This is a genomic window from Streptomyces sp. NPDC059679 (assembly GCF_042734105.1).
Classification (GTDB): domain Bacteria; phylum Actinomycetota; class Actinomycetes; order Streptomycetales; family Streptomycetaceae; genus Streptomyces.
Map to the genome: position 1 here is coordinate 63,475 of NZ_JBHWES010000034.1, position 13,735 is coordinate 77,209.

At 68.8% G+C, this 13,735-nt stretch carries 13 protein-coding genes; 6 read left to right on the forward strand and 7 right to left on the reverse strand.

Annotated features, from left to right (window positions below):
- Positions 1–51: 51 nt before the first annotated feature.
- From fxsT to ACFV2X_RS31170, 3 genes are all read right to left on the reverse strand, one after another.
- A complete protein-coding gene (fxsT, locus tag ACFV2X_RS31160; RefSeq protein ID WP_385622807.1) occupies positions 52–2,481 on the reverse strand; it encodes an FxSxx-COOH system tetratricopeptide repeat protein in 2,430 nt (809 codons plus the stop codon).
- A gap of 68 nt (positions 2,482–2,549) precedes the next feature.
- Positions 2,550–3,026 carry a hypothetical protein gene (locus tag ACFV2X_RS31165; RefSeq protein ID WP_385622809.1) on the reverse strand — a complete coding sequence of 159 codons (477 nt, stop codon included), beginning with the start codon at positions 3,024–3,026 and terminating at the stop codon, positions 2,550–2,552.
- A 376-nt stretch (positions 3,027–3,402) separates the two neighbouring features.
- On the reverse strand, positions 3,403–3,525 hold the full coding sequence (locus tag ACFV2X_RS31170; protein WP_385622812.1) for a hypothetical protein: 123 nt from the start codon (positions 3,523–3,525) through the stop codon (positions 3,403–3,405).
- A gap of 547 nt (positions 3,526–4,072) precedes the next feature.
- Between ACFV2X_RS31170 and ACFV2X_RS31175 the strand changes: the two genes are divergently transcribed.
- On the forward strand, positions 4,073–4,996 hold the full coding sequence (locus ACFV2X_RS31175) for a helix-turn-helix domain-containing protein (protein ID WP_385622815.1): 924 nt from the start codon (positions 4,073–4,075) through the stop codon (positions 4,994–4,996).
- A gap of 2 nt (positions 4,997–4,998) precedes the next feature.
- Entirely contained in the window at positions 4,999–5,196 is a 198-nt protein-coding gene (locus ACFV2X_RS31180) for a DUF397 domain-containing protein (RefSeq protein ID WP_385622817.1), read from the forward strand.
- Positions 5,197–5,253: 57 nt separating this feature from the next.
- On the opposite strand, the gene ACFV2X_RS31185 is transcribed toward ACFV2X_RS31180, so the two are convergent.
- On the reverse strand, positions 5,254–5,640 hold the full coding sequence (locus ACFV2X_RS31185; RefSeq protein WP_385622819.1) for a hypothetical protein: 387 nt from the start codon (positions 5,638–5,640) through the stop codon (positions 5,254–5,256).
- A gap of 168 nt (positions 5,641–5,808) precedes the next feature.
- On the opposite strand from ACFV2X_RS31185, the gene ACFV2X_RS31190 reads away from it, so the two are divergent.
- Positions 5,809–8,565: a DUF6185 family protein gene (locus ACFV2X_RS31190; RefSeq protein WP_385622821.1), complete on the forward strand. Its 2,757-nt coding sequence runs from the start codon at positions 5,809–5,811 to the stop codon at positions 8,563–8,565.
- Between the two features lie 23 nt (positions 8,566–8,588).
- On the opposite strand, the gene ACFV2X_RS31195 is transcribed toward ACFV2X_RS31190, so the two are convergent.
- The gene (locus ACFV2X_RS31195) at positions 8,589–8,795 is read right to left on the reverse strand and encodes a hypothetical protein (protein WP_385622822.1); all 207 of its coding nucleotides are present in this window, start codon (positions 8,793–8,795) and stop codon (positions 8,589–8,591) included.
- Positions 8,796–8,937: 142 nt separating this feature from the next.
- Complete coding sequence (locus ACFV2X_RS31200; RefSeq protein ID WP_385622824.1) at positions 8,938–10,527, reverse strand: FadD3 family acyl-CoA ligase; 1,590 nt, start codon at positions 10,525–10,527, stop codon at positions 8,938–8,940.
- Positions 10,528–10,630: 103 nt separating this feature from the next.
- On the opposite strand from ACFV2X_RS31200, the gene ACFV2X_RS31205 reads away from it, so the two are divergent.
- The 3 genes from ACFV2X_RS31205 to ACFV2X_RS31215 are packed head-to-tail and all read left to right on the forward strand — an operon-like array spanning position 10,631 to position 13,049.
- Positions 10,631–11,782, forward strand: a complete 1,152-nt coding sequence (locus ACFV2X_RS31205) for a lipid-transfer protein (RefSeq protein WP_385622827.1) — start codon at positions 10,631–10,633, stop codon at positions 11,780–11,782.
- An 8-nt stretch (positions 11,783–11,790) separates the two neighbouring features.
- On the forward strand, positions 11,791–12,282 hold the full coding sequence (locus ACFV2X_RS31210; protein WP_385622829.1) for a Zn-ribbon domain-containing OB-fold protein: 492 nt from the start codon (positions 11,791–11,793) through the stop codon (positions 12,280–12,282).
- Positions 12,279–13,049, forward strand: coding sequence for an enoyl-CoA hydratase/isomerase family protein (locus ACFV2X_RS31215; RefSeq protein ID WP_385622830.1), 771 nt, complete (start codon positions 12,279–12,281; stop codon positions 13,047–13,049). Before ACFV2X_RS31210 ends, ACFV2X_RS31215 begins: the two co-directional genes overlap by 4 nt.
- A 66-nt stretch (positions 13,050–13,115) precedes the next feature.
- Here the strand turns inward: ACFV2X_RS31215 and ACFV2X_RS31220 are convergent, their stop codons facing one another.
- Positions 13,116–13,679 (reverse strand): hypothetical protein, encoded by a 564-nt coding sequence (locus tag ACFV2X_RS31220; protein WP_385622832.1) that lies wholly within the window; start codon positions 13,677–13,679, stop codon positions 13,116–13,118.
- Between the last annotated feature and the right edge of the window lie 56 nt (positions 13,680–13,735).

Consider the following 13,735-nt stretch of genomic DNA (forward strand, 5'->3'; position numbering starts at 1 on the left):
GTCGGCCAGAGTTGCCGAGAATGGAACCACCACTGTCAACGGAAACTTTGATCAACGATCTGTCGATTGCTGGACGCCGGCGTGCTTCGCCCTCTTCCGCCAGTGCGTGATTCTGGACTTCACAGCGAGGGTGTCCGGGTGGTCGGGCCCAAAGACCCGTAGGCAGTCGGTCAACAATTGCTCGAACGCACACGTGGCGCCAACTGCATCCCCAACTTCCCCCCGCCACTCGGCGATGTTGCCGCGGGTGTCGAGGGTGTCGGGGTGGTCGGGGCCCAAGATCCTTAGGTAGTCGGCCAACAACTGTTCGAAAGCGCTCATGGCACCTGCCGCGTCCCCGGCTTCGGCGCGCCAGAAGACCTGGTCGTGCCGGACATCGAGGGTGCCAGGGTGGTCGGGCCCCAAGACCCGTAGATAGGAGGTCAGCAGCTGTTCGAAGGCGCTCGCGGCGCCTACCGCGTCCCCGGCTTCCCCTCGCCAGTGCGCAATTCCGGCCCTGACGTGGAGGGTGTCGGGGTGGTCGGGCCCCAGCACGCGCAGATAGTCGGCCAACAGCTTTTCGAAGGCGCTCATGGCGCCTGCCGCGTCCCCGGCTTGCCCTCGGTGGTGTGCGATTCTGGCCCGGGAATCCAAGGTGAATGGGGCGTCGGGCCCCAGCACTCGTACAGAGGAGGTCAGCACTTCCTCGAAGGCACTCGCGGCGCCTACCGCGTCGCCCGCTCTTCCCCGCCAACCCGCGATGCTGGCCTGGCTGACGAGCGTACGAAGGTGGTCGGGCCCCAGCACCCGTAGCGAGTCGGCCAACAGCTGTTCGTAGGCGCTCACGGCGCCGGCGGCGTCACCCGCTTTCCCCCGCCAGTCCGCCGTTCGCCCACGGATGTCGAGGGTGCCGGGGTGGTCGGGGCCCAAGATCCTTAGGTAGTCGGCCAACAACTGTTCGTAAGCGCTCACGGCACCGGCGGCGTCACCCGCTTTCCCCCGCCAGTCCGCAAGGCTGTCACGGATGTCGAGGGTGTCAGGGTGGTCGGGCCCGAGATGGTTGTGAGCGGCGCTTGCCAGATGTTTGAAATGGTCGACGGCCGCGGCAACTTGGCCACTATTGCCAAGGCTGCGGCCGACGCGGTAGAGCACCGGATGGGCTCTGTCAGCCTGGTACAGGGCCTCTTCGGCACAGTGAGTGAGCGCCGCGGCGTTTGCGCGCAGGGCTTGAGCGAGGGCGGTGTCGCGCTCCATGGCGGGCCAGACCACGATGACGGCGTCGGCGGCCGTGTGGACCAGGTGATCGCGCGTGTCGCGGGTGAGGGTGTCGCGGGTGGCGCGTTGGACGAGCTGGTGGACACGGACCGCCTGATGGGCGTGTCTGGGGGTGTGGTCGACGAGGCTGAGCCGGTGCAGTGCGCGAACTGCCCGCTCGGCTTCCTGCGCTGTGGCTATGTCCGGCTGAGACTTTCCTGCGGTGTCTGCGCGGTGCTGGGTGAGGTGGGCCAGGGCAGGGATGCTGGCCAACACGGGGCCGGGGATGCCGTTGGGATCGAGGACGGCGATGAGCTGGAGCATGGGGCGAGCCAGGCCCACGGATGGGAGCTGATCGGCGCGGTCGAGCGACAGTGACCAGGCGGCAGCCACACTCACGGGTTGGTTGTCGGGCAGCCCTGAGGCGTCGGGGAGCAGGTCGTCGAGGGTTTGGGCGCGGTCGGCGAGTTGGGTGCGGTAGTCGGCGCAGTCCAGATCGGCGTCGATGAGGTACGCGACGGCCTGAGAGAGGGCCAGGGGGAGGTGGCCGAGGTCGGCGGCGAGGGCGGCGAGCTGGTCGGCGGGCTCGGTGCGGCCGTGGGCGGCCAGTCCGGCGGTGAGGTAAGCGGCGGCTTCACCGGGGGTGAACAGGCCCACCGGTACCAGTCGTCGGCCGCTGCCGCCGAGGGCAGCGTCCCGGCGGCGGGTGGTGATCAGGGTGCGGCCATGCGGGCTGGTGGGTGGCCACAGTCCGCGCAGGTCGGCCGGGTCGGCGAGGTCGTCCAGCACGATCAGCCAGCTGCGCTGGGAGGCGCCGTGCCGCGGCTCAAGCCAGGCCAGAAACGCCCGCGCGGCGTACTCCGGGTCAACAACCTCGGTGCCGAGCACCTCGGCGGCGGCTTGGGCATACGCGGAGACGATCGCGGTGCGGGTGCCGGCGCTGACCCACACCAGCAGGTCCACTCCTCCCGCCTGCCACAGGGCACGGGCGTGGTGGACAGCGAGCTGAGTCTTGCCGACCCCGCCCATACCGACCAGCACCTGACACCGCGCCGCCGCGCCGCCGTCGGCCACCATCTGCTGTATCTGTTCGGCAGCGGCCCGGTCCTGGAAGCAGCCAGCCTGCCGCGGCAGCACTCCGACCTGATGGGGCCACGTCACCGCAGGCCGAGGCGCAGCGTAGTAGGCAACCTGGCCGCCGTCGGCCACATAGCCGACAGCCAGGCTGCGGTCGCGGGCGTGCGCCATGACGCTTTCCAGCCGTTGAGCCTCGGAAGGCGTCCCGATCGGCGGTGGGCTGAGGGTGGCCGGTCCGTTCAGCCCTGGGACGGATCCGGCACGGTAGGGGAGCCGACGTGCGCGCCTCCGTGGATCACCCCAGCGGCAATCGAGCCGCCGCCCGCCCGAATGTCCGCATTGGCGCCCACGGCCAAGCCCCCCGACCCGGCACTCACGCCGCCCCGCGAGGCATGCTCCACGAGCAGGCTTCGCAGCTCATCGGCAGCCTGACCGCGCTCGGCACCGGCCATGCTCTCCAGCGCCACCTCGATACGGACTCGCCAGGATGCCTCCTGACGGATCCGGGCCCGCTCCCCCTCCATCGGGTCGGCGGCTTCCATCGCGATGGCAGTCTGATCCAAGCGCTCCAGCTCCGCTTGCTCGCGCTGCGTGTCACCCCGCCCGAACCACCGCGCCACCGCCTGCCGCAACCCGGCCCACGTATCCGTCCCCGCGGCTGTCACCACCGCCGTGCCGCCAGACGCGGCCAGCGCGATCAAAGCCTGATCGAGCATCCCTGCCCTCCCCCGGTCGCAGATGCTGTTCTGACGGTAGCGCCGCAAGGAGCAGCCCACCATGCCCGGCGGCGCGGTCAGATCCTTTGCTCGCACCAGCCGGGCACATCGGGATCGCCCCCATACGTCACCTCGAGCACGCATATGTCGACGCTCTTAACCACCACCGCGAACTCGCACCGGGCCGAACTTGGCAGTTGAGACGCCGCACGCCGTATGCGTGCCCGTCTTCCGCATGGATATCACGCCGGTTCCCCGGACGCGGACGCCTGCGCGCCCTCCCCCACCCCCTCGCAAAGAATCGTTTGATGGAGAGCAAGTATTTTTTTGCGAGCTTCCTGGCCCACCTTCGGGCCCTTGTACGGCGTCGGCCGGCTCATACGGGCACTCCCCAGCGGGCCGTACGGCCCGGCGTTTCGTGGGACGGGTGACGGCGGCGCAAGATCTCGTACGTGGTCGCCTGGCCGTAATCCCCGTCCTGCTTGGCCTTCTCGCGCAACGCGGTGTACTCCCTGCACTTCGCACAGTCTTGGGTTCCAGCGGTCACTCCCCGCGCCATCAACGACCTCACCGACGCGTCCCCCGCTCCAGATGCTTACGGATCGCCTTGGCCAGAGCCTCCGCGCGCTGCTCCAACTCCTTGAGAGTGGGGCGCGGCCCGGAACCCCCTGCGGCTCCTGCGGAGGTGTCTCCGCGCCCCGGCCGACCGCGCTCGCACGCCCTTTCAGTGCCCACTCCGCGAGGGTGCGTACACCCGCACGAAGTAGCTCTCGAACGTTTTTGTGGTTGGTGGCGACAGAAACACTCATGCGTTTCGGCCCGGTAATGACAGTGGCCATTTAACTGCCTCCCATCACTGAGAAGTTGCTGGGCAGACGGGTGTTTCGGGCGTAGAGATCGGCTGGCATCAGCCGCCGCCCCGACCCGGCCCTCGGTGCCTCAACTACTTTCTGTACCTACATAAGTATCTGCAAGTGAAACTGCCGCTATCGTGAAAGTGGCACATGCCTCTGCGCCAACGGAGGCTGTCGCCAAGGGAACAGGAGATGGCAGACTCGGTACGGCAGCGTGCCGAGGCCGTACAGGGGCACGTGGAGGGAACAGAGATGGCAGCACGACGAGGTGCTACGTTCCGCCGCCGGGAACTCGGCAAAGAGCTTCGCCGCCTACGAGAGAAGAACGGCCTCACCATCCTGGAGGCGGCCGAAGGGCTCGGGTTCTCCGACGCCAAGCTCAGCCGGGTGGAGACAGGCCTCAACGGGTTACCGCGTGTAGCGGACATGGAGAAGCTGCTTGACCGCTACGGTGTCACCGACATCGATGACCGTGAATCTCTGCTGACCCTCCACCGCGAGTCGCTCACGAGTGACTGGTGGAGGCCGTACCGCAGCGTGATGCCGTCGGGCTTGCACACGTACGTCGGGCTAGAGATGGACGCTCGCGCGATGCGTTCTTGGCAGGCAACCGTCGTCTTCGGGCTACTGCAGGCGGAAAGCTACACACGGGCTCTGTTCATGACCGCCAAGCCTGTTGACGAGACGACGACGGAGTTCGTGGAACACAACACGCGCGTACGCATGGAGCGGAGAGAGATCATCACGCGGGAAGAGAACCCGGTAGAACTCCGGGTCATTCTCGATGAGTCGGCACTTCGCCGCGTCGTCGGCGACCCAGAGGTCATGCGGGAGCAGTACGAGACCATCGCCGAACTCTGCCAGCTCGACAACGTGACCGTCCAAGTGCTGCCGCTATCCCTGGCCACGTACCGGGCAACCGACAATTTCATCGTCCTTGACTTCGACGGTGGCGTGGACTCGGTTGTCGGACTCGAGTACAGCAGCGTGAGCTTCACTGACAAGAAAAGCGAGGTGTGGAAGTACAACCGCCGCTTCGATGCCATGCGCGAGGGCGCCCTGCCTCCCACAGAAACTCCCCGTTTCCTCAGGGAACTAGCACGAGAGTTGGGTTAGTCATGAATGTCCACATATCTGAAGGCGCCTGGTTCAAGTCCTCCTACAGCACGCAGGAGGCTGGCGCCTGCGTAGAGATCGCAAACCTGACCACCGCAGTCGGCGTCCGCGACTCAAAGAACAAGACCGGCCCCACCCTCCTCATACCCGCCACCGCGTGGACCGCATTCGTGAGCGGGGTGCGTACCGGCCGTCTCTGACGGCCCAGCCCACGATGGGCGGCCCCCGCCGCGGTCACCCCTGGCGCGCGCCGCCCATCATCGCTCACGGCCTGGGCACAGACTGACCACGTCACACTGCAGGATCGCCTGGTAGGGCTCCCCTTCGAACTCCGCAGCACGCGCATGACCGACATCCGGCAGGAACCGCCACTGCGAGGGTTTGATATGCCTCGTCCGGTTCGCCTTCTCCACGTGGGCGTTCAGTGTCCGAGCCTGAGGGTCGTTCGTCTCGACCAGAACCTCGTCCGCTTCGAGAGGGAAATGATCGTGCAGCAAGCACAGGCCGAAGCGGTCGATATTTCCGTGTCTCTTGAGTACCGCGATCAGGTCCCGTACGAATTCTGCGTCCTGCGGCCCCAAACCCTCGGCTTCCTCAAATCGGGGAAGCACGGACCTTTGCGTGGTCGCCTTTTCGCTGGGCATAGTCTTCTCCTACAGATCAGCCTATGGACCCCCGGTAGATCGTAAGCCGCTGCGCACCGCCCCGCAATCCAGGGCAGTCCGTTCGGGGCACGACCAACAGGGTTGAACGTCTGCTTCCTGCTGCGCGTCTGCCGTCTCTGCTCCTCCCCTCATGAGTAGGAGTGGAGGATGATGGCAATCCGGTGGTGGCGCTGGCTGGCGCCGTTGATCGTGGTGGTGGGGTGGTGGGCATGGTGGCCGACAGAGGCGCAGGCAACTGCCCAGAAGGGCTGCTATGCGGGGTCCATCAGCAAAAAACCCAGCGTTGATGCCATCATCCAGTTCGCCCATCATCATCAGACGTTCGTCCAGGCGCATGCGATCACGACGGTCAAAGTGCCCATGGCGTGGCGCCTCGCGGATTCGCTGACGCTGAGCAATGAATCCGACGACTACCGACGGGCGATGCGCTGCCTGCTGCGCGGAGACAAATCGTTCCCATCCCCCCGGCCGGAGGAATGGCGCCTCGCCAGGCCTCGGGTAAGAGCCAATGACCACTGGGTGACGGTTCACTATGAGGCATATGCCTGGATCAATAGATTCGGGCCGACCCGGCTCGGTCCCTGGTGCATCGAGGCCCGCAAAGGAAGCGACACCTGGCAAGTCACCCTACAGAAAAAGCTGCCGACAGCGTTGAAGAAGGCGCGTTGGACAAACGTTGAAATCAAGCTGGGCGGCCTCAGCGTTCGCAATGCATATCCGCAGGCATTGGCCGCTACCGAAAAGTCTCGGTCCTGGGCCTGGAAAGACCTGCCGCGGCGGGGTTTGTCGGTCAGCCTGGCTCCGCCCTGGCACGCTTCGTTCGCGCTGGAAAGCGCCAAACGGCCCTTCTGGAGCAGACTGGGCATCGGCCTGTGGTGGGTGTGCGGCTCGGCGGTGTTCGCGCTGGCGGTGCTCCCTACCCGCACGCGCTCGTCGGTCCGACCGAGATGGCTGGTGTGGTGCCGACAGTTGCCCGGGCGGCTGGCCCGCGTGGTGGGCGTGGGCCCCAGGACGACGAGCTTGCGGTGCACCCAGCCGCGCGCGACCACCCCACCCGAGCCGTCGCGGCCACGCGCGCGACGGCCACGGTGGTGGACGCGCGAAGCCGACAAAGACGTCAGAGACCACCCGACGCCGACGGCCCTGCTGTGGTGGGCCGGGCTCAGCGCGGGGCTTGGCCTGGCCCTCGCACTGCTCTACCCGGAACTCCGCTCATTCACCGTGTGGCAGAGCTTCCTCGGCATCGCGGCAAGCGTGGCCCTTATCGTCGGCGCTCGCCCATGGTGTGCCATCCCGTTGTCCGATGCTCCACAGGCCGGGCCGGAAAATCCTGCCCGGCACAGTCGGACGCTAGCCCATGGCACCATCCTGACTTCGGCAGCGATGGCCGCGCTCGGACTGCTGGTGGTTGTGGCCCCCCAACGCTTCCACCTACCCCGGCACATGGCACCACCCGACTCCGGTGCCGTCGGGCAGATGGTCCTTCAGCTGGTCATGGTGTGGGTGTGGCTGGCCGCCATGGCCGCTTGGGCATGGCGGTTCGCCGGGGAAGGCGGGCTGGTCCCCAGAGCCTGGAGGGACACCTGGAACAGGGCGCCCGGACGCTCTCTGGGAGTCGTCGGCGCGCTTCTGAGCGTGGTCGCGGTGCTGATGCTGGTCTCGTACTGGCGGTCCGCCGACGTCAATTGGCGACGTGCCACCTGGCTCAGTTCCGAGCACGACCACAGGTACCGCGCCGCACACGCCAAGTACCTCCGGGACACTCTGGTGAGCTTCGGACCGACCGGGCTTCAGTGGGCTTACGTCTACACGTGGGTGCTGACGGACATCGCTCTCGTGGCGCTGCTGAATGCCCGCGCGAAGGCCGCGCAGCAAAAGGCCGACCGCTCCGTGGAGCAGGTCTCCCTGGGGCCTTCTCAGAACGACATGCGGCTGACCTCGCTTGTCTTCGCCATTGTCGTGGCGACCAGGCAGTCGCTCTTCGCGGGCTCCTCCCTGCTGCTCGTCGTCTGGCTCCTGCTGAACATCGCCGCTCTCTACGCCGTACGGGCAGCAGGTCGCCGATATTCGGTGCTGAGTCAAGCGGGAGGAGACTTTCTCACCCAGGCGTTGGGGACCGCGCAAGGCCGTGCCGACATGCTGGAGAAAGCCCACGAGTACCGCAACGTGCACAGCCAACTGCGCCTGGTGGACCAGGGTCACGCGGAAAAGGGGACCACCAGGGAGATGCTGGAGGACCGGCTGCGTCGGCTGCGGCATTGGCGGCCCGCCGGCTGCGACCGCGACTGTCTGCCCGACCAGGTGTCCGTCATGGACGTGGCCCTGAGCTGGGGACCGCATGACAGCTGGTGGGACAACGCACGGCATGCGGCACGCCTGGCGTTCCTCTTCGGGATTCCGGCCAGTGGCGCCATCGTGTGGGCCACATACCTCAAAGGTGCCAAGCAGCTCATGCAGACGAACGCCAACACCACGGCGCTGCCCGAGATCGTGGCGAGGTTCCTCACCTGGCAGATCGCATGGGCCGGTGCGGGCCTTGTGCTGGGTGCCCTGTGGCGCATGCTGCCGGGGCGCCGCGGCCCCGCGCGCGCGTTGAGCCTGACGGTTGCCTACGCCATTCCCATCGGCGTGGGCGGCGTGGTCAACCGCATCACCGACACGGAGCTGGGCAACGCGATCCTCAGCGCATCGCTCATGCTCATTGTCTTGACGCTGACGAGCATCGCGATGGATGCGGCGACTTTCAGCAGCGAGAGACAACTCTGGCCGACTCGATTCAGCCTTCTGCTGTCGATCTACCAGATGCGAGCGCTCTCCGTACAGCTCGCCTACCTCGTTGCCCAGCTGGCGGCCGCGGCAGGAATCTGGAAGGTGCTCGCGGGCGGGGTGCTCAACCCGCATTAGGCGCCGGACCGTCCAGGCTCGCGCTAGCGCGAGCCTGTGCCCGAGTCGGTGGAGTCGGCCTTGATGGCCGGCTTGGTGTCGGTGACCGCGGTGTCGGCCTTGCGCGGAGCCGGGGCGGCGGAAGCGTCGTCGTTGCTGATGGCGGCGGTCAGGGCCAGGGCGGATGCGGCGACCACCGTGGCGACCGTGGTACGGACGGCGCGGGTGCGGCGGAAGGCGGTGGCGTTCATGGTGAGTTCCCCCGGAACGTCGGTGACCGGCTGGCTCGAAGCCGGTCTTGCTCGGTACGGCCATGAGCTTTCCGCGCTTCGCTGCCGCCTCGCTAACGTCCCGCTAACGACGGCCGCCGACGGCGACGCCGCGTCCGGTCGGTCACCCCGGCCGCGAGCGCAGGTGCGTCTTGAGCACCTTCCCGCTCGCGTTCCGCGGCAGCTCCACCAGGAACTCCACCTGCCTGGGCACCTTGTAGTTGGCCATCTCCCGCCGTGACCAGGCGATCAGATCGTCCGCCGTCAGCGTCGCCCCCGCGCGCCGCACCGCGTACGCCTTCCCCACCTCGCCGAGCCGCGGATCCGGGATGCCGATGACCGCGACATCGGCGATATCGGGGTGACGGGCTATCAGCTGCTCGATCTCGGCCGGGTACGCGTTGAAGCCGCCCACGACGAACATGTCCTTGATGCGGTCGGTGATCCGCAGATTGCCGTCGGGGTCCATGACGCCGACATCGCCCGTGCGCAGCCAGCCGTCCGGGGTGATGGCCCGGGCGGTGGCGACGGGGTCCTCGAAGTAGCCGCGGGTGATGTGGTAGCCGCGGACCCAGACCTCGCCCGGCTGCCCCGGCGGGAGCTCCGCGCCGCCGGGACGGGCGACCTTGACCTCGGTGCCGGGGATGGCGCGGCCGGAGGTGGCGGAGACGATCTCGGGCGGGTCGCCGCGGCGGCACATGGTGACGGTGCCGGAGGCCTCGCTGAGGCCGTAGGCGGTCAGGACGGTGGCGACGCGGAGTTCGCTGCGGAGCCGTTCGACCAGTTCCAGGGGGACGACGGCGGCGCCTGTGATGACCAGGCGCAGGGTGGACAGGTCGTGCGCGGCGCGGGCCGGGTGGTCGAGGAGGGACTGGTACAGGGTGGGCGGGCCGGGGAGGACGGTGATGCGCTCGGCGGCGATGTTGGCGAGGGCGGTTTCCACGTTGAAGACGGGCTGCGGGACCATCGTCGCGCCGCGCGTCAGACAGGCGATGATGCCCGCCTTGTAACCGAAGGTGTGGAAGAACGGGTTGACGATGAGGTAGCGGTCGCCCTCCGTGAGGCCCGTGACCTCGCTCCAGGTGGTGTAGACGCGCACCGTCTGGGCGTGGGTGATCACGACGCCCTTGGGGTTGCCGGTGGTGCCCGAGGTGAAGGTGATGTCGGAGGGGTCGCCGGGGCGTACGGCGGCGGCTCGGGCGCGTACCGCCTCGGAGGAGATGCGCTCGCCCGCCGCCAGGAAGTCCTTCCAGGCGCGGAAGTCGGCGGGGGCGTCGTCGGCCAGGACGACCACTTCGCACAGGTACGGCAGGCCGGGCAGCGGGCCGCGGCCCGGCCCCTCGCCCGCCGCGCGGCGCAGCGAGGCCACGTACGAGGTGCCGAGGAAGGTGCCGGTGACGAAGAGGTGGGTGGCGCGGGTGCGCCGTAGGACGTACGCCGCCTCCGCGCCCTTGAAGCGGGTGTTGACGGGGACGAGCACCCCGCCCGCCGTGACCGCGCCGAGCGCCGCGACGATCCAGTCGAGGGTGTTGGGCGCCCAGATCGCGATCCGGTCGCCCGCCTCGACGCCCGAGGCGAGGCACGCCGCCGCGGCCCGCTCCACGCGCTCGCCGAGCTCCGCGTACGAGATCCGGGTGCGGCCCTCGACGACCGCCTCGGTGTCGCCGCAACGCTCCACCGCCGCCCGTACCAGCGCCGGGATGGTCTCGCGCATCGGGTCGCCTCCCGTATCTGCGCCACGAGTAGCTGACTGTCCGTCAGATTAGCGGTAGCCTTCCCCGCTGTCAGCACCGGTGAACGCGACCACGGAGGTGGCGATGGGGGCGACCTTGAAAGACGCGACTGCGATAGCCGGCATCGGCCAGACCTCCTTCGCCAAACGCCTCCCCGAGTCCGAGAAGGCCCTGGCCTGCCGGGCGATCCTCGCCGCGCTCGACGACGCGGGCCTTGCCCCCTCCGAGGTGGACGCCTTCGCCTCGTACACCATGGAGGAGACGGACGAGGTCGAGGTCGCCAAGGCCATCGGCGCCGGGGATGTGACCTTCTTCAGCAAGGTCGGCTACGGCGGGGGCGGCTCCTGCGCGACCGTCGCGCACCTGGCCGCCGCGATCGCCACCGGCCAGGCGAGCGTCGGGGTGGCCTGGCGCTCGCGTAAACGCGGCAGCGGCCCGCGGCCGTGGACGAACACCCGCGCACAGCTGCCGACCCCCGCGCAGTGGACCCGGCCGTACGGGCTGCTGCGGCCCGCCGACGAGATCGGCCTGCTGGCCCGCCGCTATATGCATGAGTACGGCGCCACCCGCGACCACTTCTTCAACGTCGCGCTGGCCTGCCGCAACCGGGCCAACCAGAACCCGGCCGCGATGATGTACGAGCGGCCGCTGACCCGGGAGATGTATATGACGGCCCGCTGGATCAGCGAGCCGCTGTGCCTGTTCGACAACTGCCTGGAGACCGACGGCGCGCTGGCCTGCGTGATCGTCTCCGCCGAGCGGGCCCGCGACTGCCGGCGCCCGCCCGTGTACATCCACTCCGTGGCCCAGGGGCTGCCCGCCCAGCACCACGGGATGGTCAACTACTGGAACGACGACCCGCTCACCGGGCCCGCCTGGACCGCCGCCCGCCAGCTGTGGAAGTCGGCCGACCTCGGGCCGCAGGACGTGGACGTGGCCCAGATCTACGACGCCTTCACCCCGCTGATCCCGCTGTCGCTGGAGGGCTACGGCTTCTGCGCGCGCGGCGAGGGGGCCGCGTTCACCGAGGGGGGCGCGCTGGAGATCGGCGGGCGGCTGCCGCTCAACACCGGCGGGGGCGGCCTCAGCGAGGCGTACGTGCACGGCTTCAACCTCATCACCGAGGGGGTCAGACAGCTGCGCGGGACCAGCACCGCGCAGGTGCCGGACGCCGCGACCTGCCTGGTCACGGCGGGTGAGGGGGTACCCACCTCCGCTCTGCTGCTGAGGAGTTGATCGAGGAGATGACACAGTCCGGTATCCGGGACGGCTCCGGTGGCGCGGAGGAAGACGGGCGCGCGGACGGGCTGCTCGCGCCCGTGGCCGACGACGACGGGGCGCCCTTCTTCGACTACGCGGCGCGCGGCGAGCTACGCGTCCAGACCTGCGCCGACTGCGCCGAGCCCCGCTTCCCGCCCCGCCCCTGCTGTCCGCACTGCCAGTCCTTCGAAAGCGAGTGGATCCGGACCAGCGGCCGTGGCCGGATCTGGTCGTACGTCGTCCCGCATCCGCCGCTGCTGCCCGCGTACGCCGCCCAGGCGCCGTACAACGTGATCCTCGTTGAGCTCGTGGACGCCCCGCGCATCCGGCTGGTGGGCAATCTGGTCGCGGCCGCCGACGCCGCGCTCGACTCGGTCGACCCGGCGCGGATCCGCATCAACGCCCCGGTGCGGGCGGTCTTCCACCAGGCGGCGGGCGGTGTCGCGGTGGTGCGCTGGGTCCTGGAGCGGCCATGACGGTGCGTATGGAGGTCAGGGACGGCGGCGTCGCGGTCGTCACGCTCGACCGGCCCGAGCGGCACAACGCCATCGACCTGGAGACGGCCGCGGAGCTGACAGCCGTCTGGCGGGGCTTCCGGATGGACGATTCGGTGCGGGCCGTGGTGCTCACCGGGGCGGGCGACCAGGCGTTCTGCACCGGCCTCGACCGCGCGGTGCGGGTGCCACAGCCCTCGTCGCCGTACTCGGTCGACGATCCGCTGGTGAGCATCGGCCCGAAGGCGAACGACCTGTGGAAGCCGGTCGTCGCCGCGGTGGGCGGAATGGCCTGCGGCGGGGCGTTCTATCTGCTGGGCGAGGCGGAGTTCATCGTCGCCGCCGAGCACGCCACGTTCTTCGACCCGCACACCAGCTACGGCATGGTCAGCGCCTACGAGGCGGTCTACATGGCGCAGCGGATGCCCGTCGGTGAGGTCGCGCGGATGGCGCTGATGGGCACCGCGGAACGCCTCACGGCCCGGCGGGCCCATGAGATCGGCCTGGTGAGCGAGGTGACCCCGGCCGGCGCCGACCCGGTCGCCGCCGCCTTGCGCGCGGCCGCCGTCATCGCGTCGTATCCGTCAGCGGCGGTGCAGGGGACGGTACGGGCGGTGTGGGCGGCCAAGGAGGCGGCGCTGACTCAGGCGCTGGCGCACGCCCCGCAGTTGGTCGTGCTGGGGAATCTGCCACCGGAGCGCCAGGCCGGGCTTTTCGCGGCCCGGACTCCGGGATTCCGTACGCGCTGAGGGGCGTCGGCCGGGGTACGTTTTCTCAGTTCGCTCGGCTCGCGCAGTTCGGCTCGCGCAGTTCGCTCAGTTCGGCACCTTGATCACCGAGTCGACGGTGCAGGTGAAGGACGTCTGCTCGGTGAGGTAGCGGTAGGCGGTGGCGGTGACCGTCTGGGAGCTGCCGCTCGCTACGTAGACGGACTGGTAGTCGGTGCCGAGCTGGCTGGAGCTGGAGGAGTCGGCCCACTTGACGCTGATCGAGTAACGCATGGCCTGCGTCTCGGGGTTCCTGACACTGAGCGTGTACTGGAACTCGTGCGTGGACTCGTCGTAGTCGCAACCGCTGGCGGAGACGTCGTACCGGCCGTCCGAGTTGTAGGTGGGCGACGGGGAGTCGCTGTAGCTGTACGAGGGCGACGGGGTGTACGACGGCAGGTCGGAGGGGGTGTACGACGGGAGGCCCGACGGCAGATCCGTGGGCAGGTCGGTGGGCAGATCGGTCGGGAGGCCGCTGGGGCTGGACAGCGGCTCGCTGCCGCCGCTGCCGCCGCCGGAGACGAAGCCGCCGGACCCGCTGCTGTGCCTGCCCTTCTTGCCGCAGCCGGTCAGGGCCAGCAGCCCGATCGCGGTGACGGCGACAAGGCGCATGGAGCGGCGATGCATGAATTACCCCCGTTGGAAAGACACATTCAGGCCGACACCGG

Excerpts from the sequence above, each read along its gene's own strand:
- ACFV2X_RS31175 (WP_385622815.1), top strand. The coding sequence starts at position 4,073 with ATGGCAGACTCGGTACGGCAGCGTGCCGAGGCCGTACAGGGGCACGTG.
- ACFV2X_RS31180 (WP_385622817.1), top strand. The coding sequence starts at position 4,999 with ATGAATGTCCACATATCTGAAGGCGCCTGGTTCAAGTCCTCCTACAGC.
- ACFV2X_RS31205 (WP_385622827.1), top strand. The coding sequence starts at position 10,631 with ATGGGGGCGACCTTGAAAGACGCGACTGCGATAGCCGGCATCGGCCAG.
- ACFV2X_RS31190 (WP_385622821.1), top strand. The coding sequence starts at position 5,809 with ATGATGGCAATCCGGTGGTGGCGCTGGCTGGCGCCGTTGATCGTGGTG.
- fxsT (WP_385622807.1), bottom strand. The coding sequence starts at position 2,481 with ATGGCGCACGCCCGCGACCGCAGCCTGGCTGTCGGCTATGTGGCCGAC.
- ACFV2X_RS31195 (WP_385622822.1), bottom strand. The coding sequence starts at position 8,795 with ATGAACGCCACCGCCTTCCGCCGCACCCGCGCCGTCCGTACCACGGTC.
- ACFV2X_RS31215 (WP_385622830.1), top strand. The coding sequence starts at position 12,279 with ATGACGGTGCGTATGGAGGTCAGGGACGGCGGCGTCGCGGTCGTCACG.
- ACFV2X_RS31200 (WP_385622824.1), bottom strand. The coding sequence starts at position 10,527 with ATGCGCGAGACCATCCCGGCGCTGGTACGGGCGGCGGTGGAGCGTTGC.
- ACFV2X_RS31185 (WP_385622819.1), bottom strand. The coding sequence starts at position 5,640 with ATGCCCAGCGAAAAGGCGACCACGCAAAGGTCCGTGCTTCCCCGATTT.
- ACFV2X_RS31165 (WP_385622809.1), bottom strand. The coding sequence starts at position 3,026 with ATGCTCGATCAGGCTTTGATCGCGCTGGCCGCGTCTGGCGGCACGGCG.
- ACFV2X_RS31210 (WP_385622829.1), top strand. The coding sequence starts at position 11,791 with ATGACACAGTCCGGTATCCGGGACGGCTCCGGTGGCGCGGAGGAAGAC.
- ACFV2X_RS31220 (WP_385622832.1), bottom strand. The coding sequence starts at position 13,679 with ATGCGCCTTGTCGCCGTCACCGCGATCGGGCTGCTGGCCCTGACCGGC.